This is a genomic window from Pseudomonas cremoricolorata (assembly GCF_000759535.1).
In the GTDB taxonomy this organism is placed as follows: domain Bacteria; phylum Pseudomonadota; class Gammaproteobacteria; order Pseudomonadales; family Pseudomonadaceae; genus Aquipseudomonas; species Aquipseudomonas cremoricolorata_A.
The window spans coordinates 231,898-255,414 of record NZ_CP009455.1 but is presented as its reverse complement, the minus strand read 5'-3'; the positions used below and the strand labels follow the sequence as shown (position 1 = coordinate 255,414).

16 protein-coding genes are annotated in these 23,517 nt (G+C 64.2%); 7 read left to right on the top strand and 9 right to left on the bottom strand.

Annotated elements, in window-relative coordinates:
• Positions 1-169 precede the first annotated feature (169 nt).
• Together purL and LK03_RS01170 are read left to right on the top strand one after the other, a co-directional pair.
• Positions 170-4,069 carry a phosphoribosylformylglycinamidine synthase gene (purL, locus tag LK03_RS01175; RefSeq protein ID WP_038410719.1) on the top strand — a complete coding sequence of 1,300 codons (3,900 nt, stop codon included), beginning with the start codon at positions 170-172 and terminating at the stop codon, positions 4,067-4,069.
• A gap of 2 nt (positions 4,070-4,071) precedes the next feature.
• Positions 4,072-4,383, top strand: a complete 312-nt coding sequence (locus tag LK03_RS01170; RefSeq protein WP_038410718.1) for a YqfO family protein — start codon at positions 4,072-4,074, stop codon at positions 4,381-4,383.
• Between the two features lie 58 nt (positions 4,384-4,441).
• On the opposite strand, the gene LK03_RS01165 is transcribed toward LK03_RS01170, so the two are convergent.
• From LK03_RS01165 to LK03_RS01125, 9 genes are all read right to left on the bottom strand, one after another.
• Entirely contained in the window at positions 4,442-5,068 is a 627-nt protein-coding gene (locus LK03_RS01165; RefSeq protein ID WP_038410717.1) for a LysE family translocator, read from the bottom strand.
• A gap of 30 nt (positions 5,069-5,098) precedes the next feature.
• Positions 5,099-5,680: an anthranilate synthase component II gene (locus LK03_RS01160; RefSeq protein WP_038410716.1), complete on the bottom strand. Its 582-nt coding sequence runs from the start codon at positions 5,678-5,680 to the stop codon at positions 5,099-5,101.
• Complete coding sequence (locus LK03_RS01155; protein WP_038410715.1) at positions 5,677-7,146, bottom strand: anthranilate synthase component I family protein; 1,470 nt, start codon at positions 7,144-7,146, stop codon at positions 5,677-5,679. The genes LK03_RS01160 and LK03_RS01155 overlap by 4 nt, the downstream gene beginning before the upstream one ends.
• Before the next feature lie 1,012 nt (positions 7,147-8,158).
• Entirely contained in the window at positions 8,159-10,210 is a 2,052-nt protein-coding gene (locus tag LK03_RS21545) for an HET-C-related protein (RefSeq protein WP_049870401.1), read from the bottom strand.
• A gap of 186 nt (positions 10,211-10,396) precedes the next feature.
• On the bottom strand, positions 10,397-12,451 hold the full coding sequence (locus LK03_RS01145) for a PhoX family protein (RefSeq protein ID WP_038410714.1): 2,055 nt from the start codon (positions 12,449-12,451) through the stop codon (positions 10,397-10,399).
• 156 nt (positions 12,452-12,607) lie between these two features.
• Entirely contained in the window at positions 12,608-17,146 is a 4,539-nt protein-coding gene (locus LK03_RS01140; protein ID WP_038410713.1) for a hemagglutinin repeat-containing protein, read from the bottom strand.
• Between the two features lie 25 nt (positions 17,147-17,171).
• Positions 17,172-18,899 carry a ShlB/FhaC/HecB family hemolysin secretion/activation protein gene (locus LK03_RS01135; RefSeq protein WP_081951524.1) on the bottom strand — a complete coding sequence of 576 codons (1,728 nt, stop codon included), beginning with the start codon at positions 18,897-18,899 and terminating at the stop codon, positions 17,172-17,174.
• A 160-nt stretch (positions 18,900-19,059) separates the two neighbouring features.
• On the bottom strand, positions 19,060-19,623 hold the full coding sequence (locus LK03_RS01130; protein WP_038410712.1) for a L,D-transpeptidase family protein: 564 nt from the start codon (positions 19,621-19,623) through the stop codon (positions 19,060-19,062).
• A gap of 6 nt (positions 19,624-19,629) precedes the next feature.
• Positions 19,630-20,196, bottom strand: coding sequence for an NUDIX hydrolase (locus tag LK03_RS01125; protein WP_038410711.1), 567 nt, complete (start codon positions 20,194-20,196; stop codon positions 19,630-19,632).
• Between the two features lie 137 nt (positions 20,197-20,333).
• Here LK03_RS01125 and LK03_RS01120 point away from each other — a divergent pair, with 137 nt between their 5' ends.
• The 5 genes from LK03_RS01120 (at position 20,334) to purT (ending at position 23,504) form a co-directional block, all read left to right on the top strand.
• Positions 20,334-20,933, top strand: a complete 600-nt coding sequence (locus LK03_RS01120) for a CoA pyrophosphatase (RefSeq protein WP_038414546.1) — start codon at positions 20,334-20,336, stop codon at positions 20,931-20,933.
• Positions 20,934-20,976: 43 nt separating this feature from the next.
• Entirely contained in the window at positions 20,977-21,501 is a 525-nt protein-coding gene (locus LK03_RS01115) for a gamma carbonic anhydrase family protein (protein ID WP_038410710.1), read from the top strand.
• Positions 21,494-21,694: a DUF1289 domain-containing protein gene (locus LK03_RS01110; RefSeq protein WP_038410709.1), complete on the top strand. Its 201-nt coding sequence runs from the start codon at positions 21,494-21,496 to the stop codon at positions 21,692-21,694. The genes LK03_RS01115 and LK03_RS01110 overlap by 8 nt, the downstream gene beginning before the upstream one ends.
• A gap of 72 nt (positions 21,695-21,766) precedes the next feature.
• Positions 21,767-22,234, top strand: coding sequence for a VUT family protein (locus LK03_RS01105; protein ID WP_038410708.1), 468 nt, complete (start codon positions 21,767-21,769; stop codon positions 22,232-22,234).
• 88 nt (positions 22,235-22,322) lie between these two features.
• Positions 22,323-23,504 carry a formate-dependent phosphoribosylglycinamide formyltransferase gene (gene purT, locus LK03_RS01100; RefSeq protein WP_038410707.1) on the top strand — a complete coding sequence of 394 codons (1,182 nt, stop codon included), beginning with the start codon at positions 22,323-22,325 and terminating at the stop codon, positions 23,502-23,504.
• Positions 23,505-23,517 lie beyond the last annotated feature (13 nt).

Here is a 23,517-nt window from a genome sequence, read left to right as displayed (position 1 = left end):
GCGAGTGAGCGCTGGCAGACTCGGCAAGCCACGCAGGTGCTCATTTTTCTGACCCCCAAGTCCGATTCGGCCACTTGGCAGCATTAGCCTCTGGCGGGTGCCGAAAGCCGTGGACTTAGGCTAGAATGCACGGCCTCCAAGCACACCCCTTCTTGAGGCTGTCCCGACGATGTTGATCCTGCGCGGCGCTCCTGCCCTTTCTGCCTTTCGCCACGGTAAGTTACTCGAGCAACTGAGCCAGAAAGTTTCCGCTGTTACCGGTTTGTATGCCGAATTCGCCCACTTTGCCGACGTCGAAGGCGAACTGGGCACCGACCAGCAGCAGGTGCTGGGCCGGTTGCTCAAGTACGGGCCTAGCGTGCCGGTGCAGGAGCCTGCGGGCCGCCTGTTCCTCGTCGTGCCGCGCCTGGGCACCATTTCGCCGTGGGCCAGCAAGGCCACCGACATCGCCCACAACTGCGGCCTGCAGAGCATTCAGCGTCTGGAGCGGGGCATCGCCTACTACGTAGCGGGCGAGCTCAGCGAAGCCGATGCTGCGCTGGTCGCCGCCGAACTGCACGACCGCATGACCCAGCGTGTGCTGAATCGGTTGCAGGACGCCGCCGACCTCTTCAGCCACGCCGAGCCACGCCCGATGACCTCAGTCGACGTGCTTGGCGGCGGCCGCGCCGCCCTGGCCCAGGCCAACCTCGACCTGGGCCTGGCCCTGGCCGACGATGAAATCGACTACCTGGTCGAGGCCTTCCAGGGCTTGCAGCGCAACCCCAACGACATCGAACTGATGATGTTCGCCCAGGCCAACTCCGAGCATTGCCGGCACAAGATCTTCAATGCCACCTGGGATATCGACGGCCAGGCACAGGAAAAAAGCCTGTTCGGCATGATCAAGAACACCTACCAGATGCACAACGAGGGCGTGCTCTCGGCCTACAAGGACAACGCCTCGGTCATCATCGGCAACGTCGCCGGGCGCTTCTTCCCCAACCCTGAAACCCGCCAGTACGGCGCGGTGCAGGAGCCTGTGCACATTCTGATGAAGGTCGAGACGCACAACCACCCGACCGCCATCGCACCGTTCTCCGGCGCCTCCACCGGTTCCGGTGGCGAGATCCGCGATGAAGGCGCAACCGGCCGCGGCGCCAAGCCCAAGGCGGGCCTGACCGGCTTCAGCGTATCCAACCTGCGCATTCCAGGTTTCGCCCAACCGTGGGAGCAGGCCTACGGCAAGCCCGAACGCATCGTCGATGCGCTGGACATCATGATCGAAGGCCCGCTGGGTGGTGCGGCGTTCAACAATGAGTTCGGCCGTCCGGCGCTGACCGGCTACTTCCGTACCTTCGAGCAGGCCATCAGCACCCCGCATGGCGATGAAGTACGCGGCTACCACAAGCCGATCATGCTCGCCGGCGGCATGGGCAACATCCGCGAAGACCACGTGCAGAAAGGTGAAATCACCGTCGGCGCCAAGCTGATCGTGCTCGGCGGCCCGGCCATGCTCATCGGCCTGGGCGGCGGCGCTGCCTCGTCGGTGGCCACCGGGGCCAGCTCGGCCGACCTCGATTTTGCCTCGGTCCAGCGCGAAAACCCGGAAATGGAGCGCCGCTGCCAGGAGGTCATCGACCGCTGCTGGCAGCTCGGCGACGCCAACCCCATCGCCTTCATCCATGACGTGGGCGCCGGCGGCATTTCCAATGCCCTGCCGGAGCTGGTCAACGACGGCGGTCGCGGCGGGCGCTTCGAACTGCGCAACGTGCCCAACGACGAGCCGGGCATGGCCCCGCATGAAATCTGGAGCAACGAATCCCAGGAGCGCTACGTGCTGGCCGTCAGCAGTGAGCACTTCGAGCGCTTCCAGGCCATCTGCGAGCGCGAGCGCTGCCCGTTCGCGGTGGTCGGCGAGGCCACCGAAGAGCCGCACCTGACCGTCACCGACAGCCACTTCGACAACACCCCGGTAGACATGCCGCTCGATGTGCTGCTGGGCAAACCGCCGCGCATGCACCGTTCGGTCAGCCGCGAAGCCGAGCTGGGCGACGCCTTCGACCCGGCTGCCCTGGCGCTGCAAGACAGCATCGAGCGCGTGCTGCACCACCCGGCGGTGGCCAGCAAGAGCTTCCTGATCACCATCGGCGACCGCACCATCACAGGCCTGGTGGCCCGCGACCAGATGGTCGGACCGTGGCAGGTGCCGGTGGCCGACTGCGCCGTCACCGCGACCAGCTTCGACGTCTACACCGGCGAAGCCATGGCCATGGGCGAGCGCACCCCGCTGGCCCTGCTCGATGCCCCGGCGTCCGGGCGCATGGCCATCGGCGAAACCATCACCAACCTGGCCGCCGCGCGCATTGGCAAACTGTCCGACATCAAGCTGTCGGCCAACTGGATGTCCGCCGCCGGCCACCCGGGTGAAGATGCCCGCCTGTACGACACGGTCAAGGCGGTCGGCATGGAGCTGTGCCCTGAGCTGGGCATCACCATTCCGGTGGGCAAGGATTCGATGTCGATGAAGACCCAGTGGAGCGAAGCCGGCCAGGACAAGAGCGTCACTTCGCCGCTGTCGCTGATCATCACCGGCTTCGCCCCGGTCAGCGATGTGCGTCAGACCCAGACCCCGCAACTGCGCATGGACAAGGGCGAGACCGACCTGATTCTCATCGACCTGGGCCGCGGGCAGAACCGCATGGGCGCCTCGATCCTGGCGCAGACCCACGGCAAGCTGGCCGACAAGGCTCCGGATGTCGACAACGCCGAAGACCTCAAGGCCTTCTTCGCGGTGATCCAGGGCCTCAACGCCGACGGTCACCTGCTGGCCTACCACGACCGTTCCGACGGCGGCCTGATGACCACCGTGCTGGAAATGGCCTTTGCCGGGCACTGCGGCCTGAACCTCGACCTCAAGACCCTCACCGGCAGCGTGGACAAAGCCTGCGCGGTCCTGTTCAACGAAGAGCTGGGCGCGGTGATTCAGGTGCGTCGTGATTCCACCCCCGTGGTGCTGAGCCAGTTCAGCGCCGCCGGCCTTGGCGAGAACTGCGCTGCCGTGATCGGCCAGCCGATCAACAACAACGATATCTACGTGCGCCTGGGCGACGAGGTGCTCTACAGCGGCAAGCGCTCGACCTTGCAACGCCAATGGGCCGAGACCAGCTACCAGATTCAGCGCCTGCGCGACAACGCCGACTGCGCCGAGCAGGAATTCGACGCATTGCTGGAGGAAGACAACCCCGGCTTGTCGGTCAAGCTCGGCTACGACGTCAACGAGGATGTCGCAGCGCCCTACATCAAGAAAGGCGTGCGCCCGCAGGTGGCGATTCTGCGCGAGCAGGGCGTCAACGGTCAGGTCGAAATGGCCGCGGCCTTCGACCGTGCCGGCTTTGCCGCCATCGATGTGCACATGAGCGACATCCTCGCCGGTCGGGTCGATTTCGAAGCCTTCAAGGGCCTGGTGGCCTGTGGTGGCTTCTCGTACGGCGACGTGCTCGGCGCGGGTGAGGGCTGGGCCAAGTCGGCGCTGTTCAACAGCCGCGCCCGCGACGCCTTCCAGGCCTTCTTCGAACGCAGCGACAGCTTCGCGCTGGGCGTGTGCAACGGTTGCCAGATGATGTCCAACCTGCACGAACTGATTCCTGGCACCGAGTACTGGCCGCACTTCGTACGTAACCGCTCGGAGCAGTTCGAGGCCCGTGTGGCCATGGTAGAGGTGCAGAAATCCAACTCGATCTTCCTCGACGGCATGGCCGGCTCGCGTATGCCGATCGCCATCGCCCACGGTGAAGGCCATGCGGAATTTGCCAGCGAGCAGGCCCTGCAGGCCGCCGATGCCTCCGGTTGCGTGGCGCTGCGCTTCGTCGACAACCACGGCAAGGTCACCGAAACCTACCCGGCCAACCCCAACGGCTCGCCCCGTGGCATCACCGGGCTGACCAGCCGTGACGGCCGCGTGACGATCATGATGCCTCACCCCGAGCGGGTCTTCCGCGCGGTGCAGAACTCGTGGCGCCCGGATGAGTGGCAGGAAGATGCAGCGCTGATGCGCATGTTCCGCAACGCTCGGGTATGGGTGGACTGACGGTGTACAAGCTGGCCTTCTTCGTTCCGGACAGCCATGTCGAACAGGTCAAGGCCGCGGTGTTCGCCGCTGGCGGCGGACGCATCGGCGACTACGAGCATTGCGCCTGGCAGACCCTGGGCCAGGGCCAGTTTCGGCCGATGCAGGGCAGCCAGCCCTTCATCGGTCGCGCCGGCGAGGTCGAGGTACTGGAAGAATGGAAGGTCGAGCTGGTGGTGGCCGACGAGGCGATCACTGCGGTGATCGATGCGTTGCGCCAGCACCACCCGTATGAAACGCCCGCTTACGAGGTCCAGCCGCTGCTGGACATCTGAAGCACTCGCCTGGGCCTGATCATCAGGCCCAGCGTCTATTGCCCTCTGAAAACCTCCCTTACTTCTGACTCAACGCCGCAATCGACAGCCCGGCTGCGATGAACGTCATGCCTGCCCCCATATTCAGCCCATCAGCCAGTCGTGGCCGCGCTTTGATGCAGCCCGATAGCCGGGTGGCGAAGACCCCCATCAAGGCGAAGCCAACCGCTGTGAGCAGGGCGAACCACAGCCCGTAGACCAGCATCTGCACGGTGACCGAGCCCAGTACCGGATCGACGAACTGCGGAATGAACGCCAGCACGAACAGCCCAGGCTTGGGATTGAGCGCGGCCGACAGGAAGCCGGTGAGAAAGATCGTGCGCAGCGGCTGCTGCGCGGTGGCGGTGAAGGTCACCAGGCTGCGCGAACGCAGCACCTTGACCCCCAGCCACAGCAAGTAGCCCGCGCCGATCAGCTTGACCACCCAGAAGGCCACCTCTGACGTCTTGATCAGCAGGGTCAGCCCCAGCGCCGCCGTGGTGATGTGAAACACGATACCCATCCCCGACGACACCCCGGACACCAGCGCAGCCAGGCGCCCCTGGCTCAGCCCGCGGCCGATAGCGAGCAGGTTGTCAGGCCCGGGTGAGAGCACCAGCAACAGGCAGGCAGTGGTGTAGGCAAGCCAGATTTTCATTGGAAACATGTTCGCGATCCTTGCGTGGTGGGGGAAGTGCTACTGCACGTACTGGCGAATAAAGCTGCGAAACAGCTCAAGACCGTTCTCGGTGAGAATGCTTTCCGGGTGGAACTGCACGCCCTCGACCGCAAGCGAGCGATGGCGCACGCCCATGATGTAGTTGTCATCGGTCGAGCGCGAACTGACCTCCAGGCATTCGGGCAGCGCCTGGTCGAGGATCATCAGTGAGTGGTAGCGAGTCGCCTGGATCGGCTGCCCGCCGGTATGGGCATAAACCCCCTTGCCATCGTTGACGATGGTGCTGACCTTGCCGTGCATCACGTGCGGCGCTCGGCCGACCTGAGCGCCGTAGGCCAGGCCCAGGGCCTGATGACCAAGGCACACCCCGAGCAACGGCAAGCGCCCTTCGAAGTAGCGGATCAGCTCGATGTAGCCGACGTCGGCAGGATGTCCAGGGCCTGGGCCGAGCACGCAGAAGTCCGGCGCGAAGGCTTCGATGCGTTCGATCAGGTCCGGCGTATCGTGGCGCTCGACGCGGGTCTCCAAGCCCAACTGTTCGAGGTACTGGCTGATGATGAAGACGAAGCTGTCGTAGGCGTCGATCAAGAATACGTTCACAGGGCAATCTCCTGGCCGGTCACGGCCCGGTACACCGAGCCCATCTTGTACAAGGTTTCCTTCCATTCCAGTTCGGCGACCGAGTCAGCCACCACGCCGGCAGACGCCCGCAGGTGGTAGGTGCCCTGGTCATGCACGGTGGAGCGGATGCACAGCGCGGTGTTGACGCTGCCGTCGAAGCCGATCAGACCCAGCGCCCCGGCGTAGATACCGCGGCGGTTGCTCTCCATGCCCTCGATTAACTGCATGGCCCTGACTTTGGGCGCACCGGACATGGTGCCTGCAGGGAACGACGCCTTGATCACGTCGTAGGCATCCAGGCCCGGACGCATCAGACCGCGCACATTGGAAACCATGTGGTAGAGATGCGAGTACTCTTCCACTCGCATGAATTCATCGACCTCCAGCGACCCTGCCTGGCAGACACGGCCGATATCGTTGCGGCACAGGTCGATGAGCATCAGGTGTTCGGCGCCTTCTTTTTCCGAGCGCGTCAGCTCCCGCACCAGTTCAGTGGGGTCGACCCCGGGCTTCTTGCCCACGGTGCCGGCGATCGGGCGCATTTCGATGAGGTCATCCTTGATGCGTACGAACAGCTCCGGACTGGCGCCGATCAGGTCGATGCCACCGACGTGGGCCAGGTACATGTAGGGCGACGGATTGCGCTGACGCAGACTCTTGTAGACCTCAAAGGGCGTTACCGTCGAGCGAATGCAGATCTCGTGGCCGAGCTGAATCTGATACACGTCACCGGCGCGGATATGCTCCATCGCCACGTTCACCCGTTGCAGGAACTGTTCGATGGACACGCTGCGGGTCTCTTCGAACACTTGCGGGTACAGCGGCGCCGAGTGCGAAGTCGCCGGCGCTTGTGCGTGGAGAAATGGATAGTCTTCCAGGCTACGGGTCGGCCACAGCGGGTGGTTGTTGATCAGTGTTTCCACGGTGCCGTTGCTGTGCAGGTACACCAGTGTCTGGTACACCGAAAGGGCGATCAGCGGGTAGTGATGGGTCTTCTCGGTGTGGTCGGGCAGGCGCTCGATCAGGCGAACGCAGTCGTAGGAAAAGTAACCGAAGAACGCCAGGCTACCCGGAGCCTGATGCGCAGGTTCGAAGCAGGCCTGCACCTGCCGCAGCAGATCCCAGGCCGCGTCGCGGTCGGGCAGGGCAATGTTCAGCGACGCATCGATGCTCACCCCGCGCTGGCGCAGGCTGGCATATAAGTGCTCGCACAACTGCGCACAGCCGCGCAGCCAGGCGCGATCCTCATCGATGCACACTTCCAACAGAGGCTCCAGGCCAATAATCGTGGCGCGCCGATCGCGGCTCGGCCCGGACAAGGATTCGAGAATGAACACCGAGGCGTCGCCCAGTTGCTGGGTCGCCTGCGCATACACGGCAAGTGCATCGGTAGGCCGGCGTTCTTCGCGACGTAATACATCGACAGCGATAGAGTGAATGGTCATGTTAATTACCGTATTTAGTGTGCAGCGGTTCGAGCACTATCAAATAGAAAGTGCCAAGAGATATAACGTGTGGAAGCACGTTATTCAGGGGTAACGAAGGGATTACTGAACATCAGCTCATACGCACGCGGCGGGCGTGGCATGTCGTGCGCAAACACAGCCGAGCACACGCAAGGCATAACGCACCGCACGCTACGGCAGACAGGCGCACGCCATGGGCTGTAAGAGTTCAGGAGAGCAGATCAGACGTGACCGCAGGGCGGCACGAACACCTGTCTTCGCGTATTAGCGACGCCAGGTATTGCTTTTGAAGACGGCCAGGACGGCCCGGGAACAGCTGTCGCTGAATCGGTGGGAAGAGCGGATAGCAGAGAGATGATAGTACATGTGCAGACATCCCAGTCTTGGCGAATTACTGCGGCAAAAGACCTCAGTGCTGCGAAACTACAGGTGGACTTTTAGTGTGTCAACTGGGCGATGCACGTGATACTGCGACTGTCGGATCGGCGGTGTTTTAATTGTATCAAGTGCCGCGACAGTTCAAGGCGCAGCGCGCCGTCTCCCCGGCGTCTCAGAACTCTTCGTACAGAGCCTCATGTGGATGTCGCTGAGTTGACCCACCTTGACCGAAGCGCCTGAAATGCAAGGATCGTTGGATACCTTCAAGAAACGCTACGACGCGGTTCACCACGTCTGCCGGACTGACGACACGGCTCGGCGTGCTGTACAGGTGACCAATGAACTTCGCTGATCGCCTGCTGCTGGCGGCGTTGCGCGCTACAACCGCTGGCGCTTCACGCTGCGCCAGCGCAGCAGATCGATGGCTTCTGCGTTGCACCGTTCTGGATCGAAGTGCAGGGCCTCGACTGGTTCGCGAGTCGCCCTGCTATCGGCCGCTGCGCCGGATGAGGACAGCGGGCTGCATTCAGTCGCAAGGCAGCCCGCTCGAGCGCCGCTCAAAGGGCGCGGTACGTTCGCCGGCAAAGGCAGTAACCCGCCCCACAGCGTGCGATCAACCGATCAAGCCTGCACCGGCCTCGGTGACATCGATGATGTTGAGCGAATGTTTCTGATCCATTTCCTTGAGCCGCGCGCGGCCCTGCTCGCTGATTTCGCGTTTGCGGCGGGTCAATTCGTCTGCAGACTCGCCAGCAGTGATCGCGTCGGGATGGGCGTTCGCCCACGTCGCCACGATTTCATCCTGCCAGTCGTCGACGTCCGGGTGGCCGATGAAACTCTTCGCCACAGTGGCCGGATCGCGATCATGATCGCCGGCCCAATAGGCGTGCATGGACCAACCCACCCGCTCGACCGCATAGGCGGCCAGCAATGCGGCCAGTTCATGAAAGGGGTGCGTATCGTGGTCCTTGGCCAGTTGCGAGTGAGTGGCATAGGTGCCGGGTTTGACGTTGGGATCGTTCTGCAAGAGTGTCTGGATATCGTCGATCTGATCACCCGCCCAGGTCAGCAGATTTTTCAGCACCACATCCTGTGCGCTACCGAGCAGCGCCAACGGTAGGGTCAGGGCCCATTTGGCGAGCGCGGAGTATTTCAGCAGTGGGTTGTCTGCCAGTTTGTCGCGAAACTCCAACGCGGTGACCAGATCCTCGCGCAACTTCGGATTCGGGTGCTCCTTGAGCAGAATCAGCAACATCTGCTCTTGGTCGCTGCGCGCGCCGGGTTCGATGGGTTTGTAGATATGGCCGTTGGCAGGGAACAGCACCTTGGCCATGGGCTCGGCAACGCTTGCCAGGACATCGAGGCCGCCGAACAGCCCGGTGATTACAGGGTGTTCGCGCTGACTCTCGACCCCGCAGACCCAGGGCAGCACCTTGTCGTGGCCGACCTTGCGCAGGCTCAGTTCGACGAAGTTCGAATGGGCGAAAAAGTCCTCGAGGGTGTGAAGACCCGCGCCGAACTCACGCAAGCCTTTCGGGGTTGGGCCTTCGGACATGGCCTCAATCATCTTGTTGTACATGAAGTCGACGGCGTCATCGATGTGTCGGCGCATGGCGCGCTGCTCATCGATCTGAGCCTGCGGGCTGTCGGCCAGCACCAGGGGCTCGAAGTCCGGATCGATGCTCCGGGGATCTTTGGCGTCGGCATCGAGGGTCAGTGGATTGTCGATATGCTCGGAGGGTTTGTACACGCCGAGCACCTGGGGTGTGACGGTGTAGAACGCGCGACCTCTGTCGTCTTGCTGCAGGTGATGAAACTCCTTGAGTGCCAGCAGATCCACCACTTCGGTGAGGACTTCTCTGGATAGCTTGGAGGGGAAATCCTTGGGGGCATCCTGGGTGCGAACGATCTTGGGATCGACCAATTGCGAGTAGTCACGCAGCCAATTGCCGAAGTAGATGGCATCGATCTGCTCGCGGGTGAAGCCGACATTGCCCAGCGCCTTGGCGATACGGCCATGTCCGAACGAATGGGTGCCGTTACCTTCTCCTGCCCCAAACAGACGAGAGGCCAGCAAAGCCGGTGCGGCATCGACCGTATCGACCTCGCTCGGGGCGGCGCTGTTGGTTGGCAAGGTCAGGATCAAGTTGGCCGTCAGTTCGCTGCTGGTGTATTCGGCGAAGGCCAGTTCGCCCTGCACAACGGGATCATGTACCAAGGCGAACACAGCATAGCGCTGGCCCGCAGTGCTGGGTTCAGAGGGTTCGAACAGCGCATCGACCGCAGCCGCCTGGTCGATGTCACTGTCGTGCAATCCGGTCCGCAAGTAATCACCGAATGCTTCGATCAGGCTGACCAGCAGTGGTGCGCTGGCTTGCGAGTCTTGCAAGGCCTGTTCGATGACACTGCGCGGCAGCTGGATCGTACCGTCTGCCGGATCGTAGACCGCGCCGCTGGCGTCACTGTCGTCAAGTACTCGGTACCCGGGATTGGGCAAGGCATCGGCGAGCAGATCACTGTGCAGCTTGAGGTATTGTTCGGCTGAAACGCGACGGCCGAACACCGCGACCGTCAACGCCTCGAACGACTTGGCGGAGAACTGCGCAGCGATGCGCTGCAGTTGTTCGAGGGCGAAGCGGCTATGGAAAGAAGGGGTGTCGTGCATGATGAGCTCCTTGTTGAATGGCGCTCATCATGCAAACAGGTGTTGGGCGCTGGAACGGGTTCGTGATCAATCAGAGCGTTCCTTCGCCCTTGAGGTCATCGGCCCACACCCCAGCAGGCTCCTTCCTAACGCAGTGCAACCATTTTCAGCGTGCCTGCCGGGTTGCCCGGGAAGCCTGTTCCGGTCTCACGCCGTACCGATCTCACCGCCATCGTCGCGCTGGATCACCACCGTTGCCGAGCGGGGTCTGACGCTGTGGCCTGGCGCAGTGACGTCAGTCGCCCGCTCGCTGCTAGGCCAGTTGGCCGGGTGCTGGATGTTGACGAACAGCGTCTTGTTGTCGGGGGTGAAGGCGATGCCGGTCACTTCGCAGCCATTGGGGCCGACGAAGAAGCGGCGCAGGTCGGCCTGGTTGCTGGCGTCGATCGGCACCTGTTGACCGGCGGCGTCGAGCAACTGCGTAGGGACTACCGCCAGCAACTGGTCGTTGGTGTAGTCGGTGAGGGTGGTTTCGCTGTTGTCGGTCTCGAACCACAGCACACCACGGCTATCGAAGCGCATGCCGTCGGGGCTGGCGAACTGGTTGAGTTCGCTCAGGCCCGAGCGGTTGATGTCGGCGGCGCCGCTGGCGTTGCCGCCGAAGACGAAGATATCCCAGGTGAAGCTTCGTTGGTCGTCACTGTCATGCCAGCGCACGATGTGACCGTGGCGGTTGGGGCCGCGTGGATTGGCCGCGTTGACCGTGCTCGGGGTGCGCACGCTGTTGTTGGTCAGGGTCACGTAACCGTCGCCGTTGAGCGGGTTGACGGCGGTCCACTCGGGGCGATCCATGGGCGTTGCACCGACGGCGTCGGCGGCACCACGGGTGTTGAGCAGGATGCTGGCCAGATCGCCGAAGCGCGTGCCAAGGGTGCTGCCGTCGGTGGTTTGACTGGTGCTCTCCAGCGCCAGCCAGACGCCGCTGCCGTCGGCATCGAAGCGCGCCACGTAGAGCGTGCCATGGTCGAGGTACTTGGCGCCGGTGGCGAGGCGGTCGTGGGGATTGGCGTCGGCCGGGTCCCAGCGTGCGCTGGAGACGAACTTGTACAGGTACTCGTTGTTGGAGTCATCGCCCATGTACCAGACCAGCGGCTTGCCGGCTTCGGCACGGCCTGGGCAGCAGCCTTCGTGGCGGAAACGGCCCAGGGCGGTGCGCTTGGTGGCCAGCGCCTGGCCGTCGTAGGGGTCGATCTCGACGATGTAGCCGAAGGTGCTGGCTTCGTTGCGGTAGTCATCGGCGGCGCCCGCCCCGCGTGGGGTGATGTCGAAGCGGGCGAACTCGTCCTGCGCTTCGCTGGCATCACCCGCGGCACTTTCCCAGCGGTACTGGCCGCTGGAGGTGGCGACGCCCAAGCGTGCCTGGTCGGCGGGCAGCGGCGCCTTGTTGACGAAGATGGTCGGCCAGTTCTCTTCGCAGGTCAGGTAGGTGCCCCACGGTGTATAGCCATTGCCGCAGTTGTTGTTGGTGCCGCGGCAGTGGGTTCCGTCGGGTGAGTAGCGGGTCTTGACGTGCTCGCTGCCGCGCAAGGGGCCGGCGATGAGCATGCGTGAGGCGGTGGTGAAGCGGCGGTTGAGCGGGTCGTTGTCGATCACCTGCCAGCGCCCGTTGCGCTTGCTCAGGCGGACCACACCAGCACCGTGGGCGTTGATTTCCTTGCGCACTTCTTCGGCAGGACGCTTACCGTCGGCAGTGCTGGTCGGACCGTGTGGGTGCAGGGCCGCCGGGTCGATGTATTCGAAGTTGATCGCCAGCAGGCCATCGTCGCTGCGTCCATCGAGGGGAAAGAAGTGCATGCCGTCGTGGTGCATACCCATGGCGTTTGCCTGATCCCTGGCAGTGTTGCTGCCATCGGCCTGCCAAGGCCGGGCCTGATCGTTCAGCGGGGTGCCCCAGGGCGCCAGGACATAAGCGCTGTAGCCGGCGGCCAGGGTGCAGGCATCGGTGCGCGAGCCTGGGATCGACGTAAAATCCAGTCGCACTGGCTTGCCGTTGGCGGTAGTAGGCCGTGTCGGGGCGAGTGTGGGACTGGCGGCCTGGGCCAGCAGACTGCCCCCTAACCCTGCGCCGGCGATCATGGCGACGGCCGCACCAAGGCTTCCGCGCAGCATGCTGCGCCGGCTCAGGTGGGCCTGCATGACGTCGGCCATGGGCAGGTTGGCGCTGCGGTTACGGTTGAGGTTGTCGCCGCTGTCTCGACTCATCGGGGTGTCCTTGTTCTTGGGCGGGTTGCGAGAACCGCGACTCTAGGCAGGGGGTGTGATGGTTCTGTGACGGTGCGGTTAAAGGCTGATGACAGAAACTGGTGTGGTTTGGCTCATTGCCCACGGCAACGATCTGCCGTGGACAACGACTGCGGCTTACTCGCTACGGCGCTGCTCGATGATGCCCGCCTGCCATTCGCTGCTGTTGCTGTGACCGCTGGTACGGATCAGACCGAGGTCCACGGCATTGTCGCCGTCGGCCGCGCCGCGGTTCTTGGTGATTTCAGCCACCGCCGTACCCAGATCGACCGCAGAGTTCGAGGCATCGAGGTTGATGTCGCGGCGGTAGTCCTGGCCCCGCAGGTTTTCCAGCGACAGGTTGCCGCCGCCCAGTTCCACTGCGCCCTGCGGCGCCTGCAGACGCGCGCCGACCAGTCGGGTATCGCCGCCTACGTCAAGACGGATGCCCTGATTGCCCTTGATTGCGCTGGCATGGGCGACACCGTCGCTCTGCTGACGCTGCACGTCGACCTTGAGGGTCGGCGACCAGGTCGGGTCGAGGCTGGCCACGGTGTCGCCAGCCTTTTCCTGGACCTTGCCCGCCGCTGGACCGGCCAGGGAGCTGACGGCGTTGAGGTAGCCCTGGGGGTTCTTTTCCTGGCTCAGACGGGCATCGACCTGCACCGAGGTGCTGTCGCGCGCGTCCTTGCGACTGGCCACCAGCAAGTCACCGCCGACGCTGCCGCGCACCTGGTCGGCATCGATGCGGGCGCCCTCGATGCTGACATCGCCGGCACTGCTCACGGTCACCTGATCGGCACGCAACGCGCTGTCGTTGAAGGTGTGTTCATTGCGCTTGTCGACATCGACCTTGACCCGGCCATGCAGGGCACGGATGTCATCGCTGGGCGCCTCGGCCTTGCTCAGGCTGAAGCCGGCACCTGCGGTCAGTTCCAGGTTGTCGCGGCGCTCAAGGTTGGCCGACGACTCGATCAGCATGCCGCCCTTGCTGGCCTCGAGCTCGATGGCCTTGGCGTTGGCCTGCAAGCCTTGCAGATGGATGGCCTGGTCTTCCCGGGCCTGGCTGGCGATGCGCAAGGTGCCGCTGGTGTGGATGCTCGGGTCGAGCGCGGTGCTGCTCTGCTCGTCGATCTTGCCGTTGGTAAGGTGACCGCCCAGACCACCACCGCTCATCGCGCCCTGACTGGCAGCAACCTCGGCGCCGCCGCCGAGGGTCTTGCCGCTGGCACTGTGCTCGTTGGCGCCGGCCAGCACCTGCACCACGCCGGCGCTTTCCAGGGTGGTCGCCGCCACGGGTGCCTGACGGGTGCCGATGCGGACACCTTCGAGGTTCAGCTCGCTGCCACCGCGCAGGGTCACCGCGCCACTGGTATCGATCTGCGCCGCGTGGGCTGTGCGGTCCTGCGACTGGTAGGTGGGGTAGTCGGCGTAGCCACGAACATCGACGCCGGTCTTGCCTGGGCGGTTGCCGCCCTTGCTCCACAGACTGCCATCGAACTGGGTGTGATCCTTGCTCACGCTGTCCAGCGCGGTGCTGAACTGCAGGCCCTGGGCAGCCTCGACCACGACCGGGCCGCTGCCGCCGTCGATGCGAGTGCCTTCATACAGACCGTCGCTGCCCAGTTGCACCTGCACGCCGGTCTGGCCTTGCAGGCTGCCGACCCGAGCGTTCAGCTGTTCGCTGGCCGTGTCGCTCTGGCTCACGCCTGCGGTGATGCGGCCGTTGATGTCTTGACCGGTACTGGTGTCGACCCTGAGCGTGCCGTCGATCTGCTGGATGTGCTCGCGATGGCTGCTGCGGTCGTAGGCGGCGAGCATCTGGTGCTCTTGCGCATCGATCTGCAGTTGGCCCTCATCGGCGCGGTAGTCGGTGCCGATGTCGAGAATCTGATCGGCCTTGACCTGCACCGCAGCGCCGCTCAATTCGGTGACTTGCGCGGTGTGCTCGGTATGCTCGATGTCTTTGCGCAGGTGCGCAAGACCTGCATCGGCGCCCAGGCTCGGTGGGCTCATGGCATCTTCCGTCGAGGCCTGCTGGAAACGCGCCGCTTCACTGCCTTCGACCAGGCGCTCTATGGGCCGGGTCAGGTCGCGGTATTCCAGGCTGGCGCCCAAACTACCGCGCCAGTCGCGGATGGTTTCCTCGCGGCTGTGGGTGTCTTCGGCAGCGCGGTTTTCGATGCGCTCGGCCGTGGCCAGCAGGGTCTTGCCGGCCTCGATGCGGGCGCCTTCGTTGACCAGTTCCTTGCTGTCGAGGGTAATGTCGCCAGTGGCGCGCAGTTCGCTGCGCTGCACCGTGCTGTCCTGTTCATCGATGCGGGTTTGCAGGCGATGGCCTTCGAACTGGCTGCCCAGCTTGTCGATGCCGCCGGACACTTGCAGACCGCCGCCGCTGTGCGTTGTGGTTTCTTCGTGCTCGGTTTCGTTGCGGGTGACGCCGGTCTCGATGCGCGGCGCCGTGACCTTCAGATCGCCTGCTTCGGCCGTGACCTTGGAGCCGTCCACACGTAGCGTCTCACCGCTAGTGAGCACAACGTTCGCGCCCTGCAACTGGCTGCCGGTCTGTTGCGTACTGCGGGTGCGCTCGTCGACGCTGACCACTTCATAGCCCACGCCAGCCTCGAACTGGCGCGAACCGGGTTTGTCACCGTCGGCCTCGCGGGTCTGCCCGGCCGATGCGTTCAGCCCACGCTGCTGCTGATGGCTTTCGCCGGTGTGGGTGCTGGCGGCGCTGGTGATGGTCAGGTCGCCAGCGGCGCTCATCTCCAGTTGCTGGGCGGCGGCGATACGCGCCCCTTCGATCTTCATTTCACCGGCGCTGGCCAGGCGCAGATTGCTGGTGGAGTTAACGTCGCTGGTCAGCACTTGCTGATCGCTCTGGCGTTTCTCGCTGTTGCTGCCGAACAGGCTGAACAATTGGCTATCGCTTTGCGTGTCGCTGCGCTCGCGCTTGCTCAGGGCTGAACTCACTTCCAGCAGCCCCTGTTCGCTGTACACCACGCCATCGCCTTGGCTGGTCACCTGGCTACCGCGGATGGTCGCCTGCTGCGCGGTGACCTTGAGCGTACCTTCCGAGCGTAGGGTGCTGCCCACCGCGTTGCTGGCCTTGCTGTCACTGCCTTGGCGGTCAGCGAAGAAGGTGCCGGAGACCAGGTCGCCGCGGTAGTCCTTGAGGCCGCGCTCATCGCGTACCTGGGTGTCCGCCACTTCGACATGCTGGCCTTTGAGCTCCATGTGCTGCTCGGCCTCCAGGCGACTGCCTTTGATGTGCAGATCACCGCCGGCATCGACCAGCACCTGATTGCCTTTGAGCACACTGGGGTCGGCGGTTTCCTCGTAATGGTCGGTATCCTTGTCACCGCGCCAGAGGTTCTTGCGGTGACGCACCTCGACCTGCGTGCGGCGACTGTCGAGAGCAGCGTCGATGTCGACATCGCCGGCGGCTTTCACGCTCACCTGCTGACCCGCCTCGACGGTGGCACCGGTCAGGCGCAGGTCACTGCCGGCGTTGAGATTGACCTCGTCGCGAGCACTGAGCATCACCCCTTGCTGGCTGCGCTCGGTGGTGGTGGTGTCACTGCTGTAGGTCTCGTTGGTGACGAAGAGAAACGTGTTGCTCCAGGCTTCGTTCTGCCGGGTGACCTTTTCCCGGGTCTTGCCGTCGAGGGTCAGCTTCTTGCCGGCACTGACGTCGATCCGATCGGCGCTGCCGGTCACCGCGCTCATCGAAAGATCATCGGCAGCGCCGAGCTTGAGTTCGCCGCGCTTGACCTGCAAGTGGGCCTTGCGCTGGGCGCTGCCTTCGACTGTCAGGGCGCCTGCCGAGCTGACGCTGATGCCCTCATCGGCCTCTAGGTGCGGCGCGCCCAGGCGTACGCCAGCACCCTCGCCGGTGGAGACGATACGGATGCGCCCGGCGCGCATGGCGCCGAACAGACTGGCATCGATGGCACCCGGCTCGCCCGGCAGGTGTTCGAGCACCTCCAGCGAGTCACCCAGCAGGCGGTTGCGCCCGGCGATGATGCTCAACTCGCCGCCATTGTCGATCGGACCCTGGCTAACCACCTTCGGCGCCACCAGGTCGAGCGCGCCGCCAGGATGGCTGACGCCGCCTTCGAGTACCGACAACTGACCACTGGCGTGCAGGGTATCGAGCTGGATGTGCTGCGGGTCGTCCAGTAGCGGCTTGCCGACCAGGAAGCCGGCGCGGGTGGTGTTGATGAAGCTGGCGCCATTGAGGCTGATGCCGTTGGGGTTGGCGAGGATGTAGTCGGCCGGGCGACCGAAGATTTCCTGGGCGCCGGCCACCAGCGAGGCATTGCTGCTGATCACCTCGTTGATGATGGTCGAAGCCGCCTGGCCCTGGAATTGTGGGTTGGCCGCCAGCGCGCCGGCCAACTGTGACTGACCCGGCTCCAGGGCGTTGTTCATCACCAGACCCGCAGCGCCGACGTTGTAGTCGAGGAACTGGTTGTGCGACAGGCCATGGCCGTTGGGCGCGACGATGTCGATCACCGGCACGCCATGCCCGGGGTTGATCAAAGGCGTGCCACCGGGGCCTGCGGCGGCCTCCAGGCCCGGGTTGGCGAAGCCGCTGGCGGGGGTGGCCAGGCACAGGAAGATGGTCCAGCGCAGGGTGTCTGCGCGCAGCGGGGGGTGACGGAGGTCAGTCATGGTTGTCTCTCTTGTTGTGGGTGAATCAGAGGCTCAGGTTCAGCTCGAACAGCCAGAAACCGGGTTCCAGTGCGCTGCGAGGTACGGCGCTGGCGTAGAGCGGCTGCTGGTATTCCAGGCGCAGGCTGTGCTTGGGCAGCAGCAGCTCGACACCGGCACTGGCGCCGGCGAGGCGTTGCGAGTCGTGTTCGCTGGGGTGGCGGTAGGCCGTGTCGCGCTGTGCGCGGCGGCTCAGGCCCAGGTCCAGGGCGATGAATGGGCGCAGGTGCAGGGCGGGTAGGGAGGAGGGCAGGGGCCGTTGCGTGTGGTCGAGCGTGTTGCGCCAGACAGCGCCGTTGGCGTTGCTGACGCTGAGCTGGCGGAAGCCGCGCACGGCGTAGTAGCTGGTCAGGCTCAGTTGTTCCAGAGCGGGAAGGCGCTCAGCGCTGTACTGAAGGGCTACTTCGCTCCTCCAGCGCAGTTTGGAGTCGGCGTTGCCCACGCTCGAATAGCCAAGGCTGGCGCGGTATTTGTCCAGCCATGAGCTTGACCGATGGTTACGCCAGTCACTCAGGCGTTGACGCACTTGTCTGACGCCCAGTGATGCGTTCCACAAACCGTGCTCCAGCCACAACAGCGTCAGGCCGGTGTCGATGCTGAGTAGATCAGGACTTTGCACTGTCAGGCGTTGGCCGAGGATGCGGTTTCGCAGGCGCGCCTGACTAACCTGCACACCGGCGCTGAGCAAGCCGCGCTGGTTGCGCCACAAGGTCCGCTCGGCTGTGAAAAGAACGGTTTGACTGGTGCCGTGGGTGCCAATGTCCAGTCCCCAGCCATTGACTTGGGGCGATACCGTAGATCCTTGACTGGCGCCCAGTGCAAAGCGCCACGGACCGTAAGGCACGCTGTAGCTCAGGCTGGTCATCTCAGCTTGCCCTAGTGCATTGAATACCGTGCTGTGCAGGTTCAGACGCAAGTCGCCGTTGAGTCCGAACGGGCTGTCTACGCCCAAGCCCACGCCCAATTGATGACGGCTGCTCGCATCACTGCCACGGTTCTCAAGGTGGACGTCCAGATGCCATGGCACCTCCCGCCGCAACGTCTTGACCACCACCCGCGTCCCCCCTTCCAGCTCGCCCGGCAGCAGATCGCTGCCCAGCTCGAAGGCGCGCAGGCGGTTGAGCTGGTCCAGCCCTTGTTCCAGGTCGGGCAGGTGCAAAGGCTCACCGAGCAGATCGGGAAAGGCTCCGCGCAACGACAGTGGCAGGCTGTCATCGGCGAACTCGATCGACTCCACGAAACCCTCGACGATGACGATATCCAGCGGCTCGCCACGTTGTGGTTGACTGCGCAGCAGCGGGCGCGCCATGGGATAACCCGCGTCGATGTAGCGCTGGGTAATGGCCCGCAGTAACTGATTGATACCGGCAACGCCCATGCAGGGGCGCAGATAAGGCTCGACGATACGCTGCAACTGGGCGTCGTCGAGTTGCCGATGGCCGCTCAGGCGGATGCCGCTGACCGGCTGACACGGTTCATCGAGAGCAGGGCTGGCCGTTGCCGGGGCCGACGGCTCGCTGCGTTCGCGCTGCCAGCGTTGCAGGCGCTGCTGGGTCTGTTCGGCCTGTCGGGCATTGTGTTGCTCGCGCAACTGACGGCTGGCCAGATCGTCTGCCATGCCCTGGGAGGTCACGACAAGGCTCAGCAGCAGGCCTGTGGCGTGAAGGCGTAACGAACCAAAGCGTCGCAGCGAACGGGTGGAGGGCGTCGACATCGAGGAATCCCGCAATCAGGTACCGGGTGGTACTTTTTTATTTGCGGTGATTCTAAAAATGCGGCGTGAGGACTGGCTGCGGTCCCGTACTGACCTAGGCGTCAGCCGAAAGTGGTAACACCGTAGGAATTTTCCTCTTGCACATATTCAGACCCATAGGTCATGGGCGAATTTCGATCATCGTGCCGTCCTTGACCAGACTCCACACCTCGCGCATGTCGGCGTTGCGCATGGCGATGCAGCCTTCGGTCCAGTCCAGGGTGTGGAAGTACCACTCGGGGTAGTCTTCGTTGATCGGCGTGCCATGGATCATGATCATGCTGCCGGGCGCCACGCCCTCGCGGCGAGCCCGGGCGGCGTCGCTGACGTTGGGGTAGGAGATGTGCATGGCCAGGTTGTAGCGGGTGCTGGCTTTGCGCCAGTCGATCCAGTAGAAACCCTCGGGGGTGCGTTTGTCGCCCTCACGTTCCTTGGCGCCCTTGGGCTGCTTGCCGAGCGAGATGCGATAGGTCTTGAGCGGCTCGCCACGGCTGAGCAGTTGCAGGCGGCGTTCGGATTTGAGCACCAGGATCTTGTCCACCGACTGGGTGGTCAGTGCCTTGCTCGCGGTGCCCGCAGGCGGGGTGGCCACGCTGTCGAGCGGCTTGCGGATGAGGGTCTCGGTGAAGCCGGCCTGGGCCAGCGGAGCAAGACACAGGCAGATCACAGCAAGCAAGCAACGCATGGAACGCTATTCCCGGGGAAGAGGGTTGGAAGAGGCGAGGTTCATCGGCGCCACGTATTCGTGGCCGACCGGATAAGACTGCGCGAGGCGGTCGCGATAGTAACATTGCAGGGTGCGCGCCACGGTGCGAAATGCCAGGTGGTCCCAGGGGATTTCGTGTTCTTCGAACAAGCGCACCTCCAGGCTCTCGGCACCCACTGCGAAGTCCAGGTCGCTGAGTTCGGCGCGGAAGAACACGTGCACCTGATTGATGTGTGGCAGGTCGAACAGCTGGTACAGATGCGCCTCATCCACCCGCGCGCAGGCTTCCTCGTCGGTTTCCCGACGTGCGGCCTGTTCCAGGGTCTCGCCGTTTTCCATGAAGCCGGCCGGCAAGGTCCAGAAGCCGCGGCGCGGTTCGATGGCGCGCCGGCACAGCAAGACCTGACTGCCGTGGATCGGCAACACGCCGGCGACCATGTTGGGGTTCTGGTAATGGATGGTGTGACAGGACGAGCAAACGAACCGCAGCCGGCTGTCGCCCTCAGGGATACGCTGGATGACCGGGTTGCCGCAGGCGCTGCAGAATTTCATGCTGGGAATCCTGTAGTGAGACGCCTATCTTGGCGCGTGCGTGTCTGCCACGGCAAGCCGTCGCTGGCCAGGGGCTTGGGTGCCTTGCGGCTTTTGGTGCATCATGCTCGGCAGGCCTTGGAACCGAGAGTGTGCAGATGCTGGATGAGCTTGTTCGGCGGATGAGCAGCCACAGCCCCGTGTCGATGGAGGTCGACCGGCGCTTCCCGGAAGCTGCGGTGCTGCTGCCGATCACCCGTTGTGAAGAGCCTGAGTTGGTGCTGACCCTGCGCGCCCAAGGCCTGTCGACCCATGGTGGCGAGGTGGCCTTCCCCGGTGGTCGACGTGACCCGGAAGACCCCAGCCTGGTGTTCACCGCCCTGCGTGAAGCCGAAGAGGAAATCGGCTTGCCGCCGGGTCTGGTGGAAGTGCTGGGGCCATTGAGCCCGCTGATTTCCCTGCACGGGCTGAAGGTGACGCCATTCGTCGGGTTGATTCCCGACTATGTCGAGTATCGCCCCAACGACGCAGAAATCGCCGCGGTGTTCAGCGTGCCGCTGGCGTTCTTCCGCCAGGACCCGCGCGAACACACTCACCGCATCGACTACCAGGGGCGCAGCTGGTACGTGCCCAGCTACCGCTACGACGACTACAAGATCTGGGGGCTGTCGGCGATCATGATCGTCGAGCTGGTCAACCTGCTGTACGACGCCGGCATCAGCCTGCACCAGCCGCCGGACTGTTTCGTCCAATCCTGAGCGGGGCCCACCCTGTCATCGGCATCACCGTGAGGAATCCGTCATGAAATACCGCTTGGGTGATCAGCGTGTCGAAGCCCATCCCAGCAGCTGGGCTGCCCCCAACGCCACGCTGATCGGCAAGGTGCGCTTGCAGGCGCGCGCCAGTGTCTGGTTCGGGGCGGTACTGCGCGGCGATAACGAACTGATCGACATCGGCGCCGACAGCAATGTCCAGGACGGTGTGGTGATGCACACCGACATGGGCTCGCCGTTGACCCTCGGCACGGGCGTCACCGTCGGGCACAACGCCATGCTGCACGGCTGCAGCGTGGGCGATTACAGCCTGATCGGCATCAACGCCGTGGTGCTCAACGGTGCCCGGATCGGCAAGCATTGCATCATCGGCGCCAACGCGCTCATACCCGAGGGCAGGGTGATTCCCGACGGCTCGCTGGTGGTCGGCTCGCCGGGCAAGATCGCCCGAGAACTGACCGAGGCGCAGAAGCGCATGCTCGAAGCCAGTGCTGCCCATTACGTGGCCAACGCCCAGCGCTATGCGCGCGATCTGGTGGTTGACGATGAGTGAAGTAGCTGCGCGTCCAGTGGCCTCGCCCTGCGTCAGTATCTGCGCGTTGGATGAACAGGACATCTGCACCGGCTGCCAGCGCAGCGTCGAGGAAATCAGCCGTTGGTCGCGCATGAGCGATCAGCAGCGCCGTGAGGTATTGCAGCTGTGCCATCAGCGGGCGCTGGCGGCGGGGCTGATTCTCGGCGGCTGAGCAGGTCGACCGGTAGCTGCCAGGGGCGAGGAAATCCAGTACCCTGTGCGGCTTGTCCGAAGGTCTCCTGTCATGCTTTTTCTCATCGCCTATATCAGCAGCGTAGTGCTGATCAACTTCGCCTTTTCCAGCGCCCCGCACCTGGATGTCATCTGGTCGGCCTGGGGCGGCCTGGTGTTCATCCTGCGCGACATGGTGCAGACCCGCTTTGGTCACGGCGCGCTGCTGGCGATGCTGGTCGCACTGGTGCTGTCGTACATCACCTCCGAGCCTGCCATCGCGCTGGCCAGCGCCACGGCGTTCTTCCTCTCCGAGCTGATCGACTGGCTGGTGTTCAGCATCACCCGCCGGCCTTTGCGTGATCGCCTCTGGCTCAGTTCGGCGCTGAGCATTCCGGTCGATACCTTCATCTTCTTCGGCATGATCGGCGCACTCACCCCAGCGGTGGTCGGTACGGCCATGGCCTCGAAGTTCGCCGGAGTCAGCGCGGTGTGGCTGGCGATGAGCTGGCGCGCCCGTAAGGCGACGCTGGCCGGCTGACCCCTGGAGGCGATGGTGTAGAATGGCGCTCCTTTTCTCCCGGGCAGCGCTTCCTGCACGCGATCCCGACCGTCTCAGAGGACCTCTAATGACCCGTATCGGAACCCCTTTGTCGCCGAGCGCGACCCGTGTACTGCTCTGTGGCTGCGGCGAGCTGGGCAAGGAAGTGGTGATCGAACTGCAACGTCTGGGGGTCGAGGTGATCGCCGTTGACCGCTACGCCAACGCGCCGGCCATGCAGGTGGCGCATCGCAGCCACGTGGTCAACATGCTCGATGGCGCGGCCCTGCGCGCGGTAATCGAAGCCGAGCGGCCGCATTACATCGTGCCGGAAATCGAAGCCATCGCCACGGCCACCCTGGTCGAGCTGGAAAGCGAAGGCTTTACCGTGGTACCTACGGCGCGCGCCACTCAGCTGACCATGAACCGCGAGGGCATCCGCCGCCTGGCCGCCGAAGACCTCGACCTGCCGACCTCGCCGTACCATTTTGCCGATACCTACGAAGACTATGCCAAGGGCGTCGCCGATGTCGGTTACCCGTGCGTGGTCAAGCCCGTGATGAGCTCGTCCGGCAAAGGGCAGAGCTTGCTGCGTAGCGACGCCGACCTGCAGAGCGCCTGGACCTACGCCCAGGAAGGTGGGCGCGCGGGCGGCGGGCGAGTGATCGTCGAAGGTTTCATCGATTTCGACTACGAAATCACCTTGCTGACCGTGCGCCATGTGGGGGGAACCACCTTCCTCGACCCGGTCGGCCACCGCCAGGAAAAAGGCGACTATCAGGAGTCGTGGCAGCCGCAGGCCATGAGCGCCAAGGCCCTGGCCGAATCGCAACGGGTGGCCAAGGCGGTCACCGATGCGCTCGGCGGGCGCGGCCTGTTCGGCGTCGAGCTGTTCGTCAAAGGGGATCAGGTGTGGTTCAGCGAAGTCTCGCCACGCCCGCACGACACCGGGCTGGTGACCTTGATCTCCCAGGACCTGTCGCAGTTCGCCCTCCATGCGCGAGCGATTCTCGGCCTGCCGATTCCTGCGGTACACCAGTTCGGCCCTTCGGCCTCGGCGGTGATCCTGCCCCAGGGCACTTCCACCCAGACCGCCTTCGCCAATCTCGGCGCTGCGCTGAGCGAGCCTGATACCGCGTTGCGTCTGTTCGGCAAGCCGCAGATCGACGGCCAGCGGCGCATGGGCGTGTGCCTGGCGCGCGATGAATCCATCGAGGCGGCGCGGGCCAAGGCCAGCCGCGCAGCACAGGCGGTCAGCGTCGAGTTCTGATAGCCCGTGCCCG